Genomic DNA, 20,476 nt, shown 5'->3' on the forward strand with positions numbered 1-20,476 from the left:
TGTACGCAACTGATGCGTACGCGACCGACGTGTGCCAAGTGACAACAGGTTTCCTGCCCTTACCGGGCGCGGGGACCACCTGAGACAGGGGGTATTGGGGTGGGGCAGAACAGCGTGCGCGGGGAGGGAACGCGGCCGCGGCGCGTCCAAAACGCCGATCAGCTCGGCTGGGACGAGTCGCTGTACGGCGAGGAGGGGGGCGGCGGCAAGCCGCCCGCCCCGCGCTCCTCGGGCGACGAGCCGGGCGACGGCAAGGGCGCACCCGAGAAGGCCGCGGCCGATGGCGGCGGGCACCGGCGCGGCGGTCCGCGCAAACGCGTGAAGAAGAAGGGCAAGAGACGCATCCTGCGCTGGGTCGCCTCGACGCTCGCCCTGCTCATACTCGGCACGGCCGGCGCCGGTTACCTGTACTACAAGCACCTCAGCGACAGTATCCGCAAGGGCGACCGCAGCGCGGGCGGCTCCAACGCCAAGAAGTCCGCGGCCAACGCCGACGGCCAGACCCCGCTGAACGTCCTGCTGATCGGCTCCGACGACCGCAACAAGGCGGAGAACCTGAAGCTGGGGGGCTCCAAGGACAGCGTCGGCAGCCGGCCGCTCGCCGATGTGCAGATGCTGATGCACGTCTCCGCGGACCGCAAGAGCGCCTCGGTGATCTCCATTCCGCGTGACACCCGCGTGGACATCCCCGCCTGTGTGAACCCGGAGACCAAGAAGACCGAGCCGGCCACCAACACCCTCATCAACGAGGCGCTGGGCCGGGGCGGCGCGGGCTGCGTCCTGGACACCTGGGAGAAGCTCACCGGGGTCTACATCGACCACTGGGTGATGGTCGACTTCGCGGGCGTGGTGTCGATGGCGGACGCGGTCGGCGGCGCCGACGTGTGCGTCAAGCAGAACGTGTACGACGGGCCCAAGCCCAAGGTGCCCGGTGGCTCGCACCTGCGGCTCACCGCGGGCACACACAAGATCAAGGGCGAGCAGGCGCTGCAGTGGCTGCGCACCCGGCATGCCTTCGAGAGCGACCTGGGCCGCGCCAAGGCCCAGCACATGTACCTCAACTCGGTGATGCGCGAGCTGAAGAAGCAGAATGCTTTCACCAACCCCGGGCGCATCATGGGACTGGCCGAGACAGCCGTCAACGCGCTCCAGGTCTCGCGCGAGCTCGGCACGCCCAAGAAGCTCTACGACCTCGGTATGGAGTTCAAGAGCGTGCCGATGGAGCGGATGAACATGCTCACCATGCCCCGGATCCAGGACCCCAAAAACAAGGACCACGTGCTGCCGGCGCCCGGCAGCGCCGACGCGCTGTGGTCGCTGCTCCGGGACGACAAGCCGCTCGACAAGAAGGACGACGCCCCGGCCAAGCCGGAGAGCAAGGGCCCCGCGGCCACCCCGGCCGGCTCGCTCGCGCTCTCGGTCGTCAACGGCACCGGCATCAACGGCGCGCCGCCCACCCAGAAGCGGGCGACCACGGTCTCCGACACCCTGAAGAACAAGGGCTTCTACAAGGCGAAGGCCTCCGACACCCGCGGCTCGGCCGCCGTCACCACGCTCACGTACCCCAAGAGCGCGGGCGCGCAGGGCAAGGCCGACGCGATGTCGGTGGCCACGGCGATGGAGCTGCCCTCCAGCGCGGTGAAGGTGTCCGCCGACGTCTCCACGCTGACCCTCACGGTCGGCGCGGACTGGCGCACCGGCGCCACGTACCCGAAGAAGGACGTCGAGGACAGCGACCCGCTGAAGGACACGGAGAACGTCAACGGCGCCAGCAAGTCGGACTGCATGGACGTGTACTGGCCCTACCGCTGGTAGTCGCCGCTCACGCGCGCACAAAAGGGGGCGCCCGGTGCTTCACGGCACCGGGCGCCCCCCTTTTTCGTACGGGCTGATTCGTACGTACTGACTCGTACGCGCCGATCAGACCTTGACCGCCGGGCGGCGGCTCGCGATGACCTTCTTGGCGAGCGCCTTCGGGCTGGTCAGGAAGCCGTAGCCCCAGGACATGTGCATGGTGGCGAGCGCCACCGGGATCTGGAGGCGGGCCTTGAGCGGAAGGCCCTTGCCCGCCGGGAGCGAGCCCGCCGCGATCGCGGCGAGATAGCCGGCCGGGATCACGAAGCCCACCGGGGTGAGCGCCGCGCCCACCACGATGCCCGCCGCGATCGCGCACACCGCGGTCGGCGGGGCGAGGTAGCGCAGGTTGATGGAGCCCTCGTGGTAGCGGGCCACGACATGGCGCCAGCGGCCGTAGTCCTTGTACTGCTTGGCCAGGGCGCGCACGCTCGGGCGCGGGCGGTATTGGACCCTCAGCTCGGGCGAGAACCAGATGAGGCCGCCGGCCTCGCGGATGCGGAAGTTCAGCTCCCAGTCCTGGGCGCGGATGAACTCCTCGTTGTAGCCGCCCTGTTGCTCCAGCGCCTCGCGCCGGAAGACACCCAGGTACACCGTCTCGGCCGGGCCCGCCGCGCCGCCGGTGTGGAAGGCCGCGTTACCGACGCCGATCTTCGACGTCATGGCGGCCGCGACCGCGTCCTCCCAGGCGTTCTCGCCCTCGGCGTGCATGATGCCGCCGACATTCTGCGCGCCGGTCTCCTCCAGGAGGCGGACGGCGGTGGCGATGTAGTTCGGGGAGAGCATGCCGTGGCCGTCGACCCGTACCACGATCGGGTGACGGGAGGCCTTGATGGCCGCGTTCAGGGCCGCCGGCGTACGCCCGGTGGGATTGGGCACGGTGTGGACCCTGGCTCGTTTATTGGATGCAGTCTCCTGTACGAGCTCGGCGGCGATCTCGTTCGTGCGGTCCGTGGACGGGCCGAGCGCGATCACCACCTCCATCTCGCCGTCGTACTCCTGTTCCAGGATGTGGCGGACCGAGTTGCGCAGATGCCGCTCCTCATTGAGGACCGGCATGATCACGGAAACAGCGGGGTGCGTGGCGTTCATCGTGGTTCACGTTACCGCGAACGGGGGACAGCGTTGCGCGCGGCCGGGGCGGCGGCCGTTGTCGCAGATCGTATGGGCCTACGGTGCTCACTATCCCCCTTTCGCCCGCGGAGGTCCCCGTGCCCACGCCCCCCCGCTCCCGTTCCCCCCGTACCGACCGGCCCCGCAGCAGACAGCAGGACGAGCGGCCCCGCTGGGGCATGCGGATGGCGACGACCCTCTCGGTCCTCGTGCTGGGCGCGGGCGGGGTGGGCCACGCCGTGGTGACCGGTCTGGACGGCGGGATCGGGCGGGTGGACCCGTTCAAGGACATGAAGAACCGGCCGCAGGCGGGACACGGCACCAACATCCTGCTCGTCGGCACGGACGGCCGGGAGACGGTCACGCCGGAGGAGAAGGAGAAGTACCGGCTGGGCGGGGCGCCCTGCCACTGCACCGACACGATGATGATCGTGCACATCTCCTCGGACCGGAACCGGGCGAGCGTGGTGAGCCTCCCCCGCGACAGCTACGCGGAGATCCCCGAGCACACCGACCAGAACACCGGCGCGCACCACAACCAGCACCCCGTGAAGATCAACGCGGCGTACGCGGAGGGCGGGCCCGCGCTCACCGTGCGCACGGTGGAGCACATGACGGGGCTGAAGATGGACCACTACCTGGAGGTCGACTTCACCAGCTTCATGAAGACCGTGGACGTGCTCGGCGGGGTGCAGATCTGCACGGCCCGCCCGATGAAGGACGCGTACACCGGTCTCGACCTCGCGGCGGGCACGCACGAGCTCGACGGCGGGCAGGCGCTCCAGTACGTACGCTCCCGGCACACCGACGGGTCGGCGGACCTCGGCCGGATGCAGCGCCAGCAGCGGTTCATGGCGGCGCTGATCCACAAGGCGACGGGGTCGGGGGTGCTGATGAACCCGGTGCGCTTCCGCGAGGTGGCCTCGACGCTGCTGTCGTCGGTCCGGGCGGACCAGGGCTTCGGGGCGGAGGAGATCCTGTCGCTCGGCCGGACGATGCGGGGCTTCTCGCCGGCGTCGTCGGAGTTCGCGACCGTGCCGATCGGGCAGATGAGCTTCCCGGTGAAGGGGATCGGGTCGACGGTGAAGTGGGACCCGGCGAAGTCGCGGAAGCTGTTCGCCTCGCTGCGCGAGGACCTGCCGCTCGCGCAGGTGCGCGGGGCGCAGGACGGGAAGGGCCACGCGCCCGGGGCGATGGTCGAGGTGGCGCCGGACCGCATCCGGGTCCAGGTCTTCAACGGCACCCGTACGGACGGGCTCGGGCGCCGGGTGGACGACGCGCTGCGGGCGACGGGCTTTCGCACGACGGGGACGCCGATGGCGGGCGGCGTCCGGGACCTGCCGCGCACGCTGGTCGAGTACGACCCGCGCTGGGACCGCTCGGCCCGGTCCCTGGCGACGGCCCTGCCCGGCGCCGAACTCCGCCCGGTCAAGGGGCTGGGCCCCACGCTGAAGGTGACGGCGGGCACGGACTTCAGGGCGGTGACGCCGGTGCGGGGGGAGACGGCGGAGGGGGCGGGGGCGTTCGAGACGGTACGGGGGGATCAGGTGGTGTGCCCTTAGGGGCGCCGCCCCGCATACGGCGGTGCCGCATAAGGGGCGCGGGGAACTGCGCGACCAGCCCACGACGGCCCGCAGCCGCGCGACGAACCCGGGGCCCCCGGGCGGAGCGCTAGTCGTCCAGCCCCTCCGCCGCCCGCTTCTCGCGGAGTTCCAGGATCGCCCGGCGGCGGGCCAGGCGGTGGGTGCGGCGGATCTGGGCCTCCTGGTAGCGGCGCTCGTCGCGCTCCGTCTCCGGGAGCACCGGCGGGACGGGACGGGGCTTGCCGTCCGCGTCGACCGCCGCGAAGACCAGGTACGCCGAGCCGACCTGCTGCGCGGGCGTGGACTCGTTCCAGCGCTCGGCCAGGACCCGTACGCCGACCTCCATCGAGGACCGGCCGGTCCAGTTGACCTGGGCCTTCACATGGACCAGGTCCCCGACCCTGACCGGCATCAAAAACGCCATCTCGTCCATCGACGCCGTGACCGCCGGGCCCCCGGAGTGGCGTCCGGCGACCGCCCCCGCCGCGTCGTCCACCAGCTTCATGATCACACCGCCGTGCACCGTACCCAGCAGGTTCGTGTCATGGGCGGTCATGATGTGGCTCAGGGTGGTACGGGACGCCGAGGTCGGCTTGCCCGGGAGATCAGTCATACCGCCCAGCTTATGCGGGGCCGGGCGTGTCCTCATTGCGCGCACATTGCATCAGCTGTGCAACAGCCCGGGCCCAGATCCCCACCCGCCCTGTCAGACACGCGGGGGACCCGTGCATGCTTGACCGCATGAACGACGGATGGTCCGACGACGACCGCGGCGAGCGCTACGGCCGCGGCAGCTCCGCCGCGCAGCCGGACGGCCCGCGCGTGATGCGCCACGTGCAGCGGCCCGTGGGCTCCACTCCGGTGCGCCCGCAGCGCCCGGTCCCGCCGCAGCAGCCCTCGTACGACGACGGCTCCGGCTACGGACAGCAGCAGTACGGCAACGGTGTGCCCGCGCCGGGCTCGTACGACAGCGGCTACAGCGACGGCCAGGTCTACGGCTCCCCGTCCGGACGCGGCCCCGGCGGCCGGGGTCCGGGCGGATCCGGCGGCGGCCCCGGCGCGGCCGGCGCCCCCGCCAGGCCGCGGCCGAACTGGAAGCGCCGCATCCTGATCGGCTCGACGGTCCTGGTGGTCGCGATCGTCGGCGTCTCCGTCGGCACGTACTTCTGGGCCGACGGCAAGATGCACCGCGACGTGGACCTGTCGAAGGTCATCGACCGCCCCGCCGGCGGCAAGGGCACCAACTACCTCATCGTCGGTTCGGACTCCCGCGACGGGCTCTCCAAGGACCAGAAGAAGAAGCTGCACACCGGCTCCGCCGAGGGCAAGCGGACCGACTCGATGATGATCCTGCACACCGGTGACAACGGGAACACGATGATCTCGCTGCCGCGCGACTCGTGGGTGCAGATCCCCAGCTTCAAGGGCTCACAGTCCGGCAAGCTGTTCCCGGCCAAGGGCCACAACAAGCTGAACGCGGCGTACGCGATGGACGGCCCCGAGCTGCTTGTGCGCACGGTCGAGGCCAACACCGGGCTGCACATCGACCACTACGCCGAGATCGGCTTCGCGGGCTTCGCGAACATCGTGGACGCGGTCGGCGGCGTGGAGATCGACATCCCGCAGGACATCAAGGACAAGGACTCGGGCGCCGACTTCAAGAAGGGCAAGCAGACCCTCGACGGCCAGCAGGCCCTCGCCTTCGTCCGCAACCGCCACGGCTACGCGGCCGGCGACCTGGAGCGCACCAAGAACCAGCAGCGCTTCCTGTCCGCCCTGGCCAGCCAGACGGCGACCCCGTCGACCGTGCTCAACCCGTTCAAGCTGTACCCGGTGATGGGCGCGGGCCTGGACACGCTGGTCGTCGACAAGGACATGAGCCTGTTCGACCTGGGCGACATGTTCTGGGCGATGAAGGGCGTCACCAGCGGCGGCGGCACGTCGATGAACATGCCGATCTCCGGCAACGGCCCGCAGACGTCCCTGGTGTGGGACAGCGGGAAGGTCAAGCAGCTGGTGAACGAGCTGAACAACGACCAGAAGGTCACGGTGACCGCGTCGCGCTGACCATCCATCAGAAGCCCTCGGGCGCGACAAGACTCACAGAGAAACCACAGGGCACTGCACAACTGCCCGCCCTTGCCCCGCTTTGCGCGCCCAAGTGGTGGGCCCAGCGGGGCTTTTGGCGTAAAGAAACCTCTACTGCGCCCCTTGTTCCGGTCATACGATCACCGGCATTCGTGGATTCTCCCGTACCCCGAAGGGCTGTAGTGAACATTCGCCGTGCTCTGACGACGGCCGTCGCCGCCGCTGTGACCGCGCCCGTGGTGATCCTGTCGGCGGGCCCCGCGCTCGCCGACGCCCAGCCGGCCGCGCAGACGCAGAAGCAGAAGAAGCCGACCCTCGCCGAGCTGGAGAAGGCCGCCGCGGCGGCGAAGAAGGTGTACGAGGACGCTCTCGCCGCGGAGACGGCGGCCAGGGCGGCGCTGGACGCGCTGGAGTCGCCCACCGACCCGCTCAACGCGGCGCGCACCGACACGGCGAAGAAGGCCGCTGACGCGACTGCCCGCCAGAAGGTCGCCGACAAGGCGCTCTCCGACGCCGAGTTCGAGCTCCAGAAGCTGCCCGCCGAGGCGACGAAGGACGAGCGGGACGCCGCACGGAAGAAGGTCGACGAGGCCAGGAAGGACGCCGAGAAGGCCGCCGCCGACAAGGCCGCGGCCGACGCCCTGGCCAAGAAGGCCTCCGACGCCTGGGGCGACGCGCGAGTCCTGGCTGCGCAGAAGATCGACGCGGCGCAGAAGGAGGTCGCGAAGGCCCTGGCGGCGAAGGAGGCCGCGGACAAGGCGCTCGCCGACGCCAAGAAGGCGGCCGAGAACCCGGCCTGCGACCCCGGCGGCCTGCTCGTCACCGCGGCCCTCACGGACCTGCCGTCCAAGATCACCGCGGGAACCAGCACCGACTTCTCGCTGCGGATCACCAACGGCACGGACAAGACCCTCGACAGGCTCCGCGCGTTCACCTACCTGTGGGCCGCCGACAAGAGCCACCACAAGATCCCCGGCGGCCTCCTGCACCTCCAGTGGTCCACCGCCACGTCCCAGGGCTGGAAGGACGTCGACACCCTGGACCGCGCGGGCACGGTCGAGGACCTGCGCGCGGGCGCGCACGCCGACATGAAGCTCCGGCTCACCCTCGACGCGAAGACCCCGGCGGGCCAGGGCTTCGCCTTCGTCTCGGCCCTCAGGGGGGAGAAGGCCTGCGACGGCTCGAAGCCGCCGATGAAGAAGTACCCGTTCGAGATCCTCGCGGCCGGCGGCAAGCCGGGCCCGGGGAGGACGAGCACCCCGGACACCAAGCCGCTGGGCGGCACCTCCACCACCCCGGTGAACACCGCCCCCACCGGTCAGCTCGCCGCCACCGGCTCCTCCTCCGCCACCCCGCGGCTCGCCCTGGCGGGCGGCGCGGCGGTGGTGGCCGGGGCGGGCGCGGTCCTGGCCACGCGCCGGCGCCGCACGGACGGCTGAACGCCCGTCCCGCGGCACACCTCGGGTCCGTATCCGTGACGCACGGGTACGGGCCCGAGGTGCTTGTCCGATGGGGAAGCCCGCTGGGGAAGGTTGCGGCCCCCCCAGCCGCACCACAGACGAGCCGGCTCGGGGGCAGGTTACGCGGTTTCCTGTTCCGGCAACCGTGATCGCTTGACCCGCGCTCCTCACCCTCGGTTTCCCGGCCAGTGTCAGCTCAGGATCTCCCCAGCAGGACGCCCATGACCGGCCCGAAACGGACCCGAGCGGACCGGAGGCCGATCACCGCCCGCGAGCCATCGAAAATGGCCGCTGACCTGCGATATCCCAGTTACGGCAGGTTCCTGGCCATCACGATGCGCTGGACCTGGTTCGTACCCTCGTAGATCTGCGTGATCTTCGCGTCGCGCATCATGCGCTCGACCGGGTAGTCGCGGGTGTAGCCGTAGCCGCCGAGGAGCTGGACGGCGTCCGTGGTGGCCTCCATGGCGACGTCCGAGGCGAAGCACTTCGCCGCCGCGCCCAGGTAGGTCAGGTCCGCATCACCGCGCTCCGAGGCCGCCGCGGCCTGGTACGTGAGGGCGCGGGCGGCGGAGATCTTCATCGCCATGTCGGCGAGCATGAACTGGATGCCCTGGAACTCGGCGATCGGCTTGCCGAACTGCTTGCGCTCCTGGACGTAGCCCTTGGCGTAGTCGAGGGCGCCCTGGGCGATGCCGAGCGCCTGGGCCGCGATGGTGATGCGGGTGTGGTCCAGGGTCTTCATCGCCGTGGCGAAGCCGGTGCCCTCCTCGCCGATCATGCGGTCGGCGGGGATGCGGACGTTGTCGAGGTAGACCTCGCGGGTCGGGGAGCCCTTGATGCCGAGCTTCTTCTCCGGGGCGCCGAAGGAGACGCCCGGGTCGGACTTCTCGACCACGAAGGCGGAGATGCCCTTGGAGCGCTTCTCCGGGTCCGTCACGGCCATGACCGTGTAGTAGTCGGAGACGCCCGCGTTGGTGATCCAGCGCTTCACGCCGTTGAGGACCCAGAAGTCGCCGTCACGGACCGCGCGGGTCTTCATGCCCGCCGCGTCCGAGCCCGCGTCCGGCTCCGAGAGGCAGTACGAGAACATCGCGTCGCCCTTGGCCAGCGGGCCCAGGTACTTCTTCTTCAGCTCCTCGGAGCCGGAGAGGATCACCGGGAGCGAGCCGAGCTTGTTCACGGCCGGGATGAGGGAGGAGGACGCGCAGACGCGGGCCACCTCCTCGATCACGATGACGGTGGCGAGCGCGTCGGCGCCGGCGCCGCCGTACTCCTCGGGGACGTGCACGGCGTGCAGGTCGTTGGCGACCAGGGCGTCCAGCGCCTCCTGCGGGAAGCGGGCCTCCTCGTCGACCTCGGCCGCGAACGGCGCGATCTTCGCCTCGGAGAGCGAGCGGATCGCGTCGCGGAGCATGTCGTGTTCTTCGGACGGGCGGTACAGGTCGAAATCAGCCGTTCCGGCCAAGGTGACTCACTCCCCAAGGGCGCTAACTACCGTTAAGTAACCTTAATTTTAGTGGGGTGTACGGCCCGGGGCATACGTGAGCTTGACGACAGGGCGGCGATCGCCGTTGATCGGTGCGGATCACGGGCCCCGTACGGCCCCGACTATGCTCGGGCAGCGCCCTCAAGCCCGTACCTCCCAGGAGCACCGCATGGCCCTCAAGATCACTGTGATCGGCACCGGATACCTCGGGGCCACCCATGCCGCGGCCATGGCGGAGCTGGGATTCGAGGTGCTGGGCCTCGATGTCGTCCCCGAGAAGATCGAGATGCTGGCGCAGGGGCGCGTACCGATGTACGAGCCGGGGCTCGAAGAGCTGCTGAGCAGGCATGTCGCCGGGATCGAGGGATCCAGCGGGCGGCTGCGCTTCACCACCTCCTGGGAGGAGGTCGGCGCCTTCGGCGATGTGCACTTCGTCTGTGTGAACACCCCGCAGAAGCACGGCGAGTACGCCTGCGACATGTCGTACGTCGACTCCGCCTTCGCCTCGCTGGCCCCGCAGCTGCGCGAGGGCGCGCTGGTGGTCGGGAAGTCGACCGTGCCGGTCGGGTCCGCCGCCCGGCTGGCCGCGACGCTGCCCGAGGGGGTGGAGCTGGCCTGGAACCCCGAGTTCCTGCGCGAGGGCTTCGCCGTGAACGACACCCTGCACCCCGACCGGATCGTGGTCGGCGTGGAGAGCGAGCGGGCCGAGAAGCTGCTGCGCGAGGTGTACGCGACCCCGGTCGGCGAGGGCTCCCCGTTCGTGGTGACCGACTTCCCGACCGCCGAGCTGGTGAAGACCTCCGCGAACTCCTTCCTGGCCACCAAGATCTCGTTCATCAACGCCATGGCCGAGGTGTGCGAGGCCGCCGACGGCGATGTGGTGAAGCTGGCCGAGGCGATCGGGCACGACGAGCGGATCGGCAACAAGTTCCTGCGGGCCGGGATCGGCTTCGGCGGCGGCTGTCTGCCGAAGGACATCCGCGCGTTCATGGCCCGCGCCGGTGAGCTCGGCGCCGACCAGGCGCTCACCTTCCTGCGCGAGATCGACTCCATCAACATGCGCCGCCGCGGCCAGATGGTCGAGATGGCGCGGGAGGCGCTGGGCGGCGGGTCCTTCCTCGGCAAGCGGGTCGCCGTGCTGGGTGCGACCTTCAAGCCGGACTCCGACGACGTACGCGACTCGCCCGCCCTGAACGTGGCCGGGCAGATCCACCTCCAGGGCGGCCAGGTCACCGTCTACGACCCCAAGGGCATGGACAACGCCCGCCGCCTCTTCCCCACGCTCGGTTACGCGGACACCGCGCTCGACGCGGTCCGGGGCGCGGACGTGGTGCTCCACCTCACCGAGTGGCGCGAGTTCCGCGAGCTGGACCCGGCCGCGCTGGGCGAGGTGGCCGGGGCCCGGATCGTCCTGGACGGGCGGAACGCGCTGGACGCGGTGAAGTGGCGCGAGGCGGGCTGGACGTTCCGGGCGATGGGCCGCCCGAGGGCCTAGCCCGCACCTACGCCGGGTCCAGGTCCTCGATGGTGGCGGTGGAGGGGCCGCGGCGGGGCTGGGCGGCGCGGGCGGCGAAGTCGACGTCGCGGATGACCCGGGCGAAGTTCCCCCAGGTCAGCGCGGCGAGATCGGTGTCGTCCCAGCCGCGTGCGAGGAGCTCGGCGAGCAGTACGGGGTAGCAGGAGGCGTCCTCCAGGCCGACGGTGCGCGGGGCGCCCGCGGTCAGGCCGTACCCGCCGGAGAGGCCGATGTGGCCGGGCCCGACGACGCCCCGCAGATGCTCGACGTGGTCGGCGACATCCTGCACACAGGCGGCTCTGCCCGCCCCCGCGACCTGGGCCGGGGAGAAACTCACCAGGCAGACTCCCCCGTTCTCCGGGAGCTCCTCGACGACCTCGTCGGTGACGTTGAGCGGGTGGTCGGTGAGGGCGCGGGCGGCCGAACGGGTGAAGATCACCGGGGCCTTGGCGGCGCCGAGGGTCTGGCGGATGGTCTCGGGGGCGGCGCCGGACAGGTCGATGACCATGCCGAGCCGGTTGAGCTCCCGTACGACCTCCTGGCCGAAGCGGGTCAGGCCCGCGCGGGTCCAGCTCGTGGTGGTGGTGAGGGCGACCGCACGTACGCCGAGGGCGTGGTACGCCCGGACCGTGCCCAGCGAGTCGCCCAGCGCGTGGGCGGCGACCGGTCCGAACAGCGACGCGATACGGCCGTGGTTACGGGCGTCGGCGAGGTCCCCGACGGCCCGCGCCAGCCGCAGGCCCTCCGGGCAGGCGTCGACGAGCGTACGGAGCCGGTCGACGCGTTCCAGCGTGGCGCTGACGGGGTCCGGGCAGTCGGCGGCGACCATCAGCGACCAGAACTGCGCGCCGACGCCGCCGTGGCGCAGCCGCGGGATGTCGGTGTCGAGCGAACTCTCCCCGAGCTCGACGTCGTGCCACGGGGTGTTCACCAGCACCTGGGCGAGGGTGTTGTAGCCGTCGGCGACGGGGTGCGCGCGCAGGAGGGTGTGGAGGCGGGTGCGGACGTCGGGGTCGAGGGCGTCGCCGGGGGCGGGGGCCTCCGGCTCGCCCCGTTTCTGGGAGGCCGGGCGGTCCGGCGCGCCTATCCCGGCGGTGGCGACATCGGCCTCGTCCTGCAGATCTGCCATGACAGCCTCCCGGTTCGGCCTCGGCGGCGGCAGTGCTGCCAGCGTCACACGGGGGTGACGGGAGGTCGCGGCGGACGCGGCGTTCGGATGAGCGACGTTAATCGGCCCGGGGTTTGTCTGCGGGTGTGTGGTGGGTTGCTCGCGCAGTTCCCCGCGCCCCTAAACCCTCCTTCGTCTGCGGACCGTGGACGGTTGCTCGCGCAGTTCCCCGCGCCCCTCAACCCTCCTTCGTCTGCGGACCGTGGACGGTTGCTCGCGCAGTTCCCCGCGCCCCTAGGGGGTCGGCCGCAGCCGGCGAAGCCAGCTCAGCCACAGGCTTTCAGGGGCGCGGGGAACTGCGCGAGAAGCGAGCACGGTCCGCAGACGAACGAGGGTTTCCAGGGGCGCGGGGAACTGCGCGACCAGCCATCTACGGTCCGCAGACGAACGCGAGCCGGGGTGCAGGGGCCGCAGGCCCCGCCCAAGGGGGCCGGGGCGCAGCCCCCGGGGCTCAGGTGTCCAGGGACTCGCGGGTCGCGTTGGACGGGCCCCGGCGCGACCGCTCGTCCCGCCCCACCGCCTCCGCATCCCGCAGCACCCGCACCCCGTTCCCCCACGTCAGCTTCGCCACATCCCCCTCCGACCAGCCACGGCTGAGGAGTTCGGCGATCAGGTTGGGGTAGCCGGAGACGTCGTCCAGGCCGGACGGGGTGAACGCCGTGCCGTCGAAGTCGCCGCCGATGCCGATGTGGTCGATCCCGGCGACCGCCCGCATGTGGTCGAGGTGGTCCGCCACCGTGACGACGGTCGCGACCGGCCGCGGGTGCGCCGCCTCGAACGCCGCGTGCAGCGCCATCGCCTCGGGCGAGGTGTCCAGCGCGTGCAGCCCGTGCGCCCGCAGGTTCTCGTCCGCCGCCGCCGTCCACTCCACCGCCGCGGGCAGGATGAACTTCGGTACGAAGGTCACCATGGCCACTCCCCCGTTGGAGGGGAGGAGCGCCAGGACGTCGTCCGGCACGTTGCGCGGGTGGTCGCACACCGCCCGCGCGGAGGAGTGCGAGAAGATCACCGGCGCCGTCGACGTGGACAGCGCGTCCCGCATCGTCGTCGCCGCCACGTGCGAGAGGTCGACGAGCATGCCGAGGCGGTTCATCTCCCGGACCACCTCGTGGCCGAACGGGGACAGGCCCCCGACCCCCGGCGCGTCCGTCGCCGAGTCCGCCCAGGCGGTGTTGTCGTTGTGCGTCAGGGTCATGTAGCGCACGCCCAGCGCGTACAACGCCCGCAGCGTGGCGAGGGAGTTGTTGATGGAGTGGCCCCCCTCGGCGCCCTTCAGCGACGCGATGCGGCCCGCCGCCCGCGCCTTCTCCATGTCGTCCGCCGTCAGCGCCCCCGCCAGGTCCCCGGGGTAGCGCGCGATCAGCTGGTCGACGCAGTCGATCTGCTCAAGGGTCGCGCTGACCGCCTCGTCGCCCGCCAGGTCGGTACGTACGTACACCGACCAGAACTGCGCACCGACCCCGCCCGCCCGCAGCCGGGGGATGTCGGTGTGCAGCTGTCCGCTCTGGTCCTGCCCGACGTCGCGGCGCGCGAGGTCGTAGCGGACCTGCTCGCGCAGCGCCCAGGGGAGGTCGTTGTGGCCGTCGACGACGGGGTGCTGGGCCAGCAGCGTACGGGCTCGCGCGAGGTGGTCCACCGTGCTCACTTTCCGAAGCCGAAGGACGCCGAGGCCTCCACCTTGGAGCGCAGCCGCCTGCCCTTCTCGGTCGCCTGGTCGTTCAGCTCCTGCTGGAACTCCCGCATGCGCGCGAGGAGTTCGGGGTCGTGGGCGGCCAGGATACGGGCGGCCAGCAGGCCCGCGTTGCGCGCCCCGCCCACCGACACCGTCGCCACCGGCACCCCGGCCGGCATCTGCACGATGGACAGCAGGGAGTCCATGCCGTCCAGGTACTTCAGCGGCACCGGCACGCCGATGACGGGCAGCGGGGTGACCGAGGCGAGCATGCCGGGCAGATGGGCGGCCCCGCCCGCGCCCGCGATGATCGCCTTCAGGCCGCGGTCCGCCGCCTGCTCGCCGTACGCGATCATCTCGTGCGGCATCCGGTGCGCGGAGACCACGTCGACCTCGTACGCGATCTCGAACTCGTGCAGGGCCTGGGCGGCGGCCTCCATGACCGGCCAGTCGGAGTCCGAGCCCATGACGATGCCGATGACAGGAGAGGTGGTGCTCATTCGGTGATCGTTCCTCTGAGGTAGTCCGCCGCGTGCCGGGCTCGCTCGCGTACGTCCGCGAGGTCGTCGCCGTAGGTGTTGACGTGGCCGACCTTACGGCCGGGCTTCACGTCCTTGCCGTACATATGGATCTTGAGCTGGGGGTCGCGGGCCATGCAGTGCAGATACGCGTAGTACATGTCCGGGTAGTCGCCGCCGAGCACGTTGCACATGACCGTCCACTTCGACCTCGGGCGCGGGTCGCCCAGCGGAAGGTCGAGGACGGCACGGACGTGGTTGGCGAACTGCGAGGTGATCGCGCCGTCCTGGGTCCAGTGGCCGGAGTTGTGCGGGCGCATCGCCAGCTCGTTCACGAGGATGCGACCGTCGCGGGTCTCGAAGAGCTCGACCGCGAGGTGGCCGACCACGCCCAGCTCGTCCGCGATGCGCAGCGCCAGCTGCTGGGCCTCGCCCGCGAGCTCCTCGGCGAGGTCGGGCGCGGGGGCGATGACGGTGTCGCAGACGCCGTCGACCTGCACCGACTCGACGACCGGGTAGGCCACGGCCTGACCGTGCGGGGAGCGGACCACATTGGCCGCGAGCTCCCGTACGAAGTCGACCTTCTCCTCGGCGAGCACGTCCACGCCCGCCTTGAAGGCGTCGGCCGCGTCCGCCTCGGAGCGTACGAACCACACGCCCTTGCCGTCGTAGCCGCCCCGGACGGTCTTGAGGATGACGGGGTAGCCGTCGCCCTCCGCCGCGAACCGCGACACATCGGCCGGGTCCGCCACCAGCCGGTGGCGGGGGCAGGGCGCGCCGATCTCGTCGAGCTTGGCGCGCATCACCCCCTTGTCCTGGGCGTGCACCAACGCGTCGGGCCCCGGGCGGACGGGGATGCCGTCCGCTTCCAGGGCCCGCAGGTGTTCGGTGGGCACGTGCTCGTGATCGAACGTGATCACGTCACAGCCGCGCGCGAAGGCACGCAGCGTGTCCAGGTCGCGGTGGTCGCCGATGACGACCTCGCTCACCACCTGGGCCGCCGAGTCCTGGGGGGTGTCACTGAGCAACTTGAATCTGATGCCGAGGGGGATGCCCGCCTCGTGGGTCATACGGGCGAGCTGACCGCCACCGACCATGCCGACTACCGGGAACGTCACACCCCCAGGGTATCCGCCGTCCCGGGGACCCCCGCCGGGCCCGGGTGTGGCCGGGATTTGCGGGCGTCCACGAGCAATGCCCAGAGGCGCTGGTTAGCATGGCCGGGTTGGCGTACGACCGACGACACCGACACCGAGTACGACACCGAACCGAACGGGGCTGGGCGATCACCATGAGTGAACGGGGCGCATTGCGTACGCGGCTGCAGGCGCTCGCCCGGGAGATCGCGAAGTTCGGGGCCGTGGGCGCCATCGGATTCGTCGTCAACGCGATCGTCTTCAACCTGTGCATGCACGTGGCCCACCTCGCGGTCGTGCGCTCCGGCGTCATCGCCACCGCCGTCGCCATCGCCACCAACTACGTCGGCAACCGCTACTGGACCTACCGGGACACCGACAGCGGCCGGCGCAGCCGGGAGCTGATGCTCTTCCTGCTGTTCAGCGGCATCGGCCTGGTGATCGAGAACGGTGTGCTGGCGCTCTCGCACTACGGATTCGGCTACACCTCGACGGTCGCCGACAACGTCGCCAAGAACGTGGTGGGCCTCGGCCTCGGCACGGTCTTCCGGTTCTGGTCGTACCGCACCTGGGTGTTCCGGGCGCTGCCCGCCCGGGAGGCCGTGCAGACCGCCGAATCCTTTCTCGGCGAGGCCTCGCAGCCGTACGCCCGCAACAATTCCGGCTCCTGAACCCTTCGGGCACGTGAATCAGGGGCGGGAACCGGTCATCTGATCGTCTGCTCCGGCTCGCGCGGGCCGCGCGCCACCCGGCTCAGGAACAGCGCGAACACCGCGGGCTGCTGCTGGAGCATCTCCAGCCGGCCGCCGTCCGCCTCCGCCAGGTCGCGGGCGACCGCGAGGCCGATGCCGGTGGAGTTGCGGCCGCTGATGGTCCGCTCGAAGATCCGCGCCCCCAGGTCGGGCGGCACGCCGGGCCCCTCGTCGGTGACCTCGATGACGGTCTGGTTGCCGGTGACGCGGGTGCGCACCGCGACCGTCCCGCCGCCGTGCATCAGCGAGTTCTCGATCAGCGCCGCCAGGACCTGGGCGACCGCCCCCGGGGTGCCCACCGCCCGCAGCCCCTGCTTGCCGGAGCGGACGATCGCGCGGCCCGCGCTGCGGTAGGCCGGGCGCCACTCCTCCAGCTGCTGCTTGACCACCTCGTCGAGGTCGAAGACGACGGCCGAGCCGATCCGGGGGTCGCGGGAGTTGGTGAGCAGGCGCTCCACCACGTCGGTGAGCCGCTCGACCTGGGTGAGCGCGATCGTCGCCTCCTCCTTGACCGTCTCCAGGTCGTCGGTGAGGGCGATCTCCTCCAGCCGCATCGAGAGCGCGGTGAGCGGGGTGCGCAGCTGGTGGGAGGCGTCGGCGGCGAGCCGGCGCTCGGCGGTGAGCATCCGCCCGATCCGCTCGGCGGAGGAGTCCAGGACGTCGGCGACCCGGTCCAGCTCGTGCACCCCGTACCGCTTGTGGCGGGGGCGCGGGTCGCCGGAGCCGAGCCGCTCCGCGGTCTCGGCCAGGTCGGTGAGCGGGGAGGCCAGCTTGTTGGCCTGGCGTACGGCGAGGAGCACCGCGGAGACGATGGCGAGCAGCGCCACCGCGCCGATGATCAGCAGGGTGCGCCCGACCTCCCGGGTGACCGTGGAGCGGGACTCCTCGACCACGACGGCCTCGCCGCGCTCGCCCTTGGCGGAGCCGCGGATGAGCGAGCCGCCGGGCCGGGTGCCGAGCTCGATGGGGGCGCGGCCGGGGATGTCGATGCGGGCGTAGCGGTCGGGGCCGACCCCGGCCAGCGACTGGGCGCCGACCGTCTCGCCCGCGAGCATCCGGCTGTCGATGACGCTCACCAGCCGCAGCGCCTCGGAGTTCACGCTCTCCTGGGCGCTGCTGCTGATCGTCCTGGTCTCGACGATGACGAGGGAGACGCCGAAGACGGCGATCACCACGAGCACCACGGCGAGCGTGGAGTTGATCAGTCGGCGGCGCATGGCTCAGTGTCCCAGGACGTACGGGCGCGAGGCGCCGGCTCTCGCGGTCGTCAGCTCTTCTCGAAGCGGAAGCCGACGCCGCGCACGGTGGCGATGTAGCGCGGGTTGGCGGCGTCGTCGCCGAGCTTCTTGCGCAGCCAGGAGATGTGCATGTCGAGCGTCTTGGTCGAGGACCACCAGGTGGTGTCCCAGACCTCGCGCATCAGCTGGTCGCGGGTGACGACCCGGCCGGCGTCGCGTACGAGGACCCGCAGCAGGTCGAACTCCTTGGCGGTGAGCTGGAGCTCCTCGTCGCCCATCCAGGCGCGGTGCGACTCGACGTCGATCCGCACGCCGTGGGTGGCGGGCTGGGGGGCGGGCTCGGTGGCGCCGCGCCGCAGCAGGGCCCGCACCCGGGCGAGCAGCTCGGCGAGCCGGAACGGCTTGGTGACGTAGTCGTCCGCGCCGGCGTCGAGGCCGACCACGGTGTCCACCTCGTCGGCGCGGGCGGTCAGCACCAGGATCGGGACGGTGTGGCCCTCGGAGCGGAGCCTGCGGGCCACCTCCAGGCCGTCCATTCCGGGCAGCCCCAGGTCGAGCACGACCAGGTCGGCGCCTCCCTGGAGTCCGGCGTCCAGGGCGGTCGGGCCGTCCTCGCGGACCTCGACCTCGTAACCCTCCCGACGCAGTGCGCGGGCCAGCGGCTCCGAGATGGACGCGTCGTCCTCGGCGAGCAGTACACGGGTCATGGGGGTGATGGTAGTCCGCGACCGGGACGGGCTGTCCGTGGAACCCGTCAGGGACCGGCCGGGGTTGGGGGCCGCGCCCGTTCTTGATCGTCCGCTGATCGCCTCTTGATCGTCCGGCGGCCGTTCCTTGATCGTCTTTTGGCCGTTCATCCCTGCGGCTCTGGGATGCGATCCTGTTAACCACCTTCGAATGTGGGCAGATGGTTCCAGCGACGCCTGTGATCCATGTCTCAAGTCCTTCCACATGCGGCTATGTGGTGTCGTATGGTGTCTCAACGCCTTTAGCACTAACACGGGGACCTTTGGCCTGCTTGGCGCGCCAAGGGTCTCTTTTCTGCACAAAGACCGGAATTACTTATTCCGGTTCTGAAGACAGTGAATGACCTATGGGCCGGGCCCCGGGCGCGATGGTGTGCCCCGGGCGTGGATCCCGGTGGGTCCGTCCTCTCGCCTCCGTCACCACGGCGGCGAATCCCCTCGGGCGTAGGGGCGGGACGGCTCCCCTGCCGGTGCCGGCCACCCCCCACCGGGCGCGATCACCGCTCACGAAGCGCGCGTCCCGAGCAAGCAAGGATCGACCATGGCGTCCAGCCTGACGAAGGACTCGGCCAGCACCACCGGCTCCGAGAAGACCTTCTTCGGCCACCCCCGCGGCCTGGCCACTCTCTTCATGACCGAGATGTGGGAGCGCTTCTCCTACTACGGCATGAAGGCACTGCTCACCGTCTACCTGCTCTCCGGCGGCCCCGGCGCCGGAGAGGGGAGCATGGGCGGCGGTCTGGCCATGGACGTGGCCACCACCACGGTCATCGTCTCCGTCTACTCGGCGATGGTGTACCTGCTCGCCATGCCCGGCGGCTGGCTCGGCGACCGCGTCTGGGGTCCCCGCAAGACGGTGGCCATCGCGGCCGTCACGATCATGGCCGGCCACGTCACACTGGCGCTGCCCGGCGGCCAGGCCCCGTTCTTCGCGGGCCTCGCGCTGGTCGCGGCCGGTTCCGGTCTGCTCAAGGCCAACATCTCCACGATGGTGGGCCACCTGTACGACGGCCCGGACGACCCGCGCCGCGACGGCGGCTTCACGATCTTCTACATGGGCATCAACGCGGGTGCGTTCTTCGCCCCGCTGGCCATCGGCACCGTCGGCCAGAAGGTCAACTGGCACCTCGGCTTCAGCATGGCCGCGGTCGGCATGGCCATCGGTCTCGCCGCCTTCCTCCTGGGCACCCGCAACCTGAGCCCGAAGAGCAACATCGTTCCCAAGCCGCTGGCGGCCGAGGAGCGCACGGCCTTCCTGCGCAAGGGCCTGATCTGGCTGGCCCTCGCCACCGCCTTCTACGCGGTCGTCGGCTTCACCGGCCACTTCACCCTGAACTGGGCGATGATCCCGCTCACCATCATCGGCCTGGTCGTTCCGGCCGCCGTGCTGCTGCGGATCAAGCGCGACAAGGACCTCTCGGCCCCCGAGCAGTCGAAGATGACCGGCTACATCTGGTTCTTCATCGCGGCCGCCGTGTTCTGGATGATCTACGACCAGGGTGCGTCCACCGTCCAGGCGTTCGGTGAGGGCAAGGCCTCGCACTCGATGCTGGGCTTCGGCTTCCCGACCTCCTGGTACCAGTCGCTGAACCCGCTGTTCGTCATGGCGGCGGCGCCGGTCTTCGCCTGGATCTGGCTGTGGCTGAACCGTCAGGGCAAGGAGCCGAGCAGCATCGTGAAGTTCACGATGGGCCTGGTGCTCATCGGCGTCTCGTTCTTCTTCTTCCTGATCCCGCTCGGCATGGCGGCGAACGGCACGGCGGTCAGCCCGATGTGGCTGGTGGGCATCTACTTCATCCAGACCGTGGGTGAGCTGTGCCTGTCGCCGGTCGGCCTGTCGGTCACGACGAAGATGGCCCCGGCCAAGTACGCCAGCCAGATGATGGGCGTGTGGTTCCTCGCGGTCACCGCCGGTGACTCCATCACCAGCCTGCTGTCGAACGACGCCCTGTTCGGCGTCGACCTCAACGGCACCGGCGCCGTGGCGGTCGAGGCCACCCTCGCCGTCCTCGCGGGCGTGGCGGTCTTCATGTACCGCAAGAAGGTCAAGGAGCACATGGGCAGCGTCCGCTGACGCTTCCGCACAGCACGGGAACGGCCCGGTACGCACGATGCGTACCGGGCCGTTCCCGTGTTCCGGACC

The 20,476-nt window shown here is 70.8% G+C and carries 16 protein-coding genes; 7 read left to right on the plus strand and 9 right to left on the minus strand.

From position 1 onward, the window contains the following. Window positions 1-99 precede the first annotated feature (99 nt). Window positions 100-1,815: an LCP family protein gene (locus tag BX283_RS18000; RefSeq protein WP_101388602.1), complete on the plus strand. Its 1,716-nt coding sequence runs from the start codon at window positions 100-102 to the stop codon at window positions 1,813-1,815. 105 nt (window positions 1,816-1,920) lie between these two features. On the opposite strand, the gene BX283_RS18005 is transcribed toward BX283_RS18000, so the two are convergent. Beyond that, entirely contained in the window at window positions 1,921-2,946 is a 1,026-nt protein-coding gene (locus tag BX283_RS18005; RefSeq protein WP_101388603.1) for a glycosyltransferase family 2 protein, read from the minus strand. 200 nt (window positions 2,947-3,146) lie between these two features. Between BX283_RS18005 and BX283_RS18010 the strand changes: the two genes are divergently transcribed. Then, the gene (locus tag BX283_RS18010) at window positions 3,147-4,529 is read left to right on the plus strand and encodes an LCP family protein (RefSeq protein ID WP_101388604.1); all 1,383 of its coding nucleotides are present in this window, start codon (window positions 3,147-3,149) and stop codon (window positions 4,527-4,529) included. Between the two features lie 109 nt (window positions 4,530-4,638). On the opposite strand, the gene BX283_RS18015 is transcribed toward BX283_RS18010, so the two are convergent. Then, window positions 4,639-5,163 carry an acyl-CoA thioesterase gene (locus BX283_RS18015; RefSeq protein ID WP_180357184.1) on the minus strand — a complete coding sequence of 175 codons (525 nt, stop codon included), beginning with the start codon at window positions 5,161-5,163 and terminating at the stop codon, window positions 4,639-4,641. A 128-nt stretch (window positions 5,164-5,291) separates the two neighbouring features. On the opposite strand from BX283_RS18015, the gene BX283_RS18020 reads away from it, so the two are divergent. Then, entirely contained in the window at window positions 5,292-6,617 is a 1,326-nt protein-coding gene (locus BX283_RS18020; protein ID WP_101388606.1) for an LCP family protein, read from the plus strand. A 203-nt stretch (window positions 6,618-6,820) separates the two neighbouring features. Further along, window positions 6,821-8,077, plus strand: coding sequence for an LAETG motif-containing sortase-dependent surface protein (locus BX283_RS18025; protein ID WP_101388607.1), 1,257 nt, complete (start codon window positions 6,821-6,823; stop codon window positions 8,075-8,077). Window positions 8,078-8,408: 331 nt separating this feature from the next. On the opposite strand, the gene BX283_RS18030 is transcribed toward BX283_RS18025, so the two are convergent. Beyond that, a complete protein-coding gene (locus tag BX283_RS18030) occupies window positions 8,409-9,566 on the minus strand; it encodes an acyl-CoA dehydrogenase (RefSeq protein WP_101388608.1) in 1,158 nt (385 codons plus the stop codon). A 190-nt stretch (window positions 9,567-9,756) separates the two neighbouring features. Here BX283_RS18030 and BX283_RS18035 point away from each other — a divergent pair, with 190 nt between their 5' ends. Continuing rightward, window positions 9,757-11,082 carry a UDP-glucose/GDP-mannose dehydrogenase family protein gene (locus BX283_RS18035; RefSeq protein WP_101388609.1) on the plus strand — a complete coding sequence of 442 codons (1,326 nt, stop codon included), beginning with the start codon at window positions 9,757-9,759 and terminating at the stop codon, window positions 11,080-11,082. A gap of 7 nt (window positions 11,083-11,089) precedes the next feature. Here BX283_RS18035 and BX283_RS18040 read toward each other — a convergent pair whose 3' ends face one another. From BX283_RS18040 to BX283_RS18055, 4 genes are all read right to left on the minus strand, one after another. Further along, window positions 11,090-12,232 carry a dipeptidase gene (locus BX283_RS18040; protein WP_101388610.1) on the minus strand — a complete coding sequence of 381 codons (1,143 nt, stop codon included), beginning with the start codon at window positions 12,230-12,232 and terminating at the stop codon, window positions 11,090-11,092. A 490-nt stretch (window positions 12,233-12,722) separates the two neighbouring features. Further along, the gene (locus tag BX283_RS18045; RefSeq protein ID WP_101392424.1) at window positions 12,723-13,907 is read right to left on the minus strand and encodes a dipeptidase; all 1,185 of its coding nucleotides are present in this window, start codon (window positions 13,905-13,907) and stop codon (window positions 12,723-12,725) included. 5 nt (window positions 13,908-13,912) lie between these two features. Then, a complete protein-coding gene (gene purE, locus BX283_RS18050; RefSeq protein ID WP_101388611.1) occupies window positions 13,913-14,443 on the minus strand; it encodes a 5-(carboxyamino)imidazole ribonucleotide mutase in 531 nt (176 codons plus the stop codon). After that, window positions 14,440-15,636 carry a 5-(carboxyamino)imidazole ribonucleotide synthase gene (locus tag BX283_RS18055; RefSeq protein WP_257584327.1) on the minus strand — a complete coding sequence of 399 codons (1,197 nt, stop codon included), beginning with the start codon at window positions 15,634-15,636 and terminating at the stop codon, window positions 14,440-14,442. Before BX283_RS18055 ends, purE begins: the two co-directional genes overlap by 4 nt. Window positions 15,637-15,752: 116 nt before the next feature. Here BX283_RS18055 and BX283_RS18060 point away from each other — a divergent pair, with 116 nt between their 5' ends. After that, window positions 15,753-16,268, plus strand: a complete 516-nt coding sequence (locus BX283_RS18060; RefSeq protein ID WP_101388612.1) for a GtrA family protein — start codon at window positions 15,753-15,755, stop codon at window positions 16,266-16,268. A gap of 35 nt (window positions 16,269-16,303) precedes the next feature. Here the strand turns inward: BX283_RS18060 and BX283_RS18065 are convergent, their stop codons facing one another. Beyond that, entirely contained in the window at window positions 16,304-17,566 is a 1,263-nt protein-coding gene (locus BX283_RS18065) for an ATP-binding protein (RefSeq protein WP_101388613.1), read from the minus strand. A 50-nt stretch (window positions 17,567-17,616) separates the two neighbouring features. Further along, window positions 17,617-18,294, minus strand: a complete 678-nt coding sequence (locus BX283_RS18070) for a response regulator transcription factor (protein WP_100574199.1) — start codon at window positions 18,292-18,294, stop codon at window positions 17,617-17,619. Window positions 18,295-18,874: 580 nt separating this feature from the next. Here BX283_RS18070 and BX283_RS18075 point away from each other — a divergent pair. Next, entirely contained in the window at window positions 18,875-20,407 is a 1,533-nt protein-coding gene (locus BX283_RS18075; protein ID WP_101388614.1) for a peptide MFS transporter, read from the plus strand. Window positions 20,408-20,476: the final 69 nt, after the last annotated feature.

Source organism: Streptomyces sp. TLI_146, assembly GCF_002846415.1.
GTDB lineage: Bacteria > Actinomycetota > Actinomycetes > Streptomycetales > Streptomycetaceae > Streptomyces.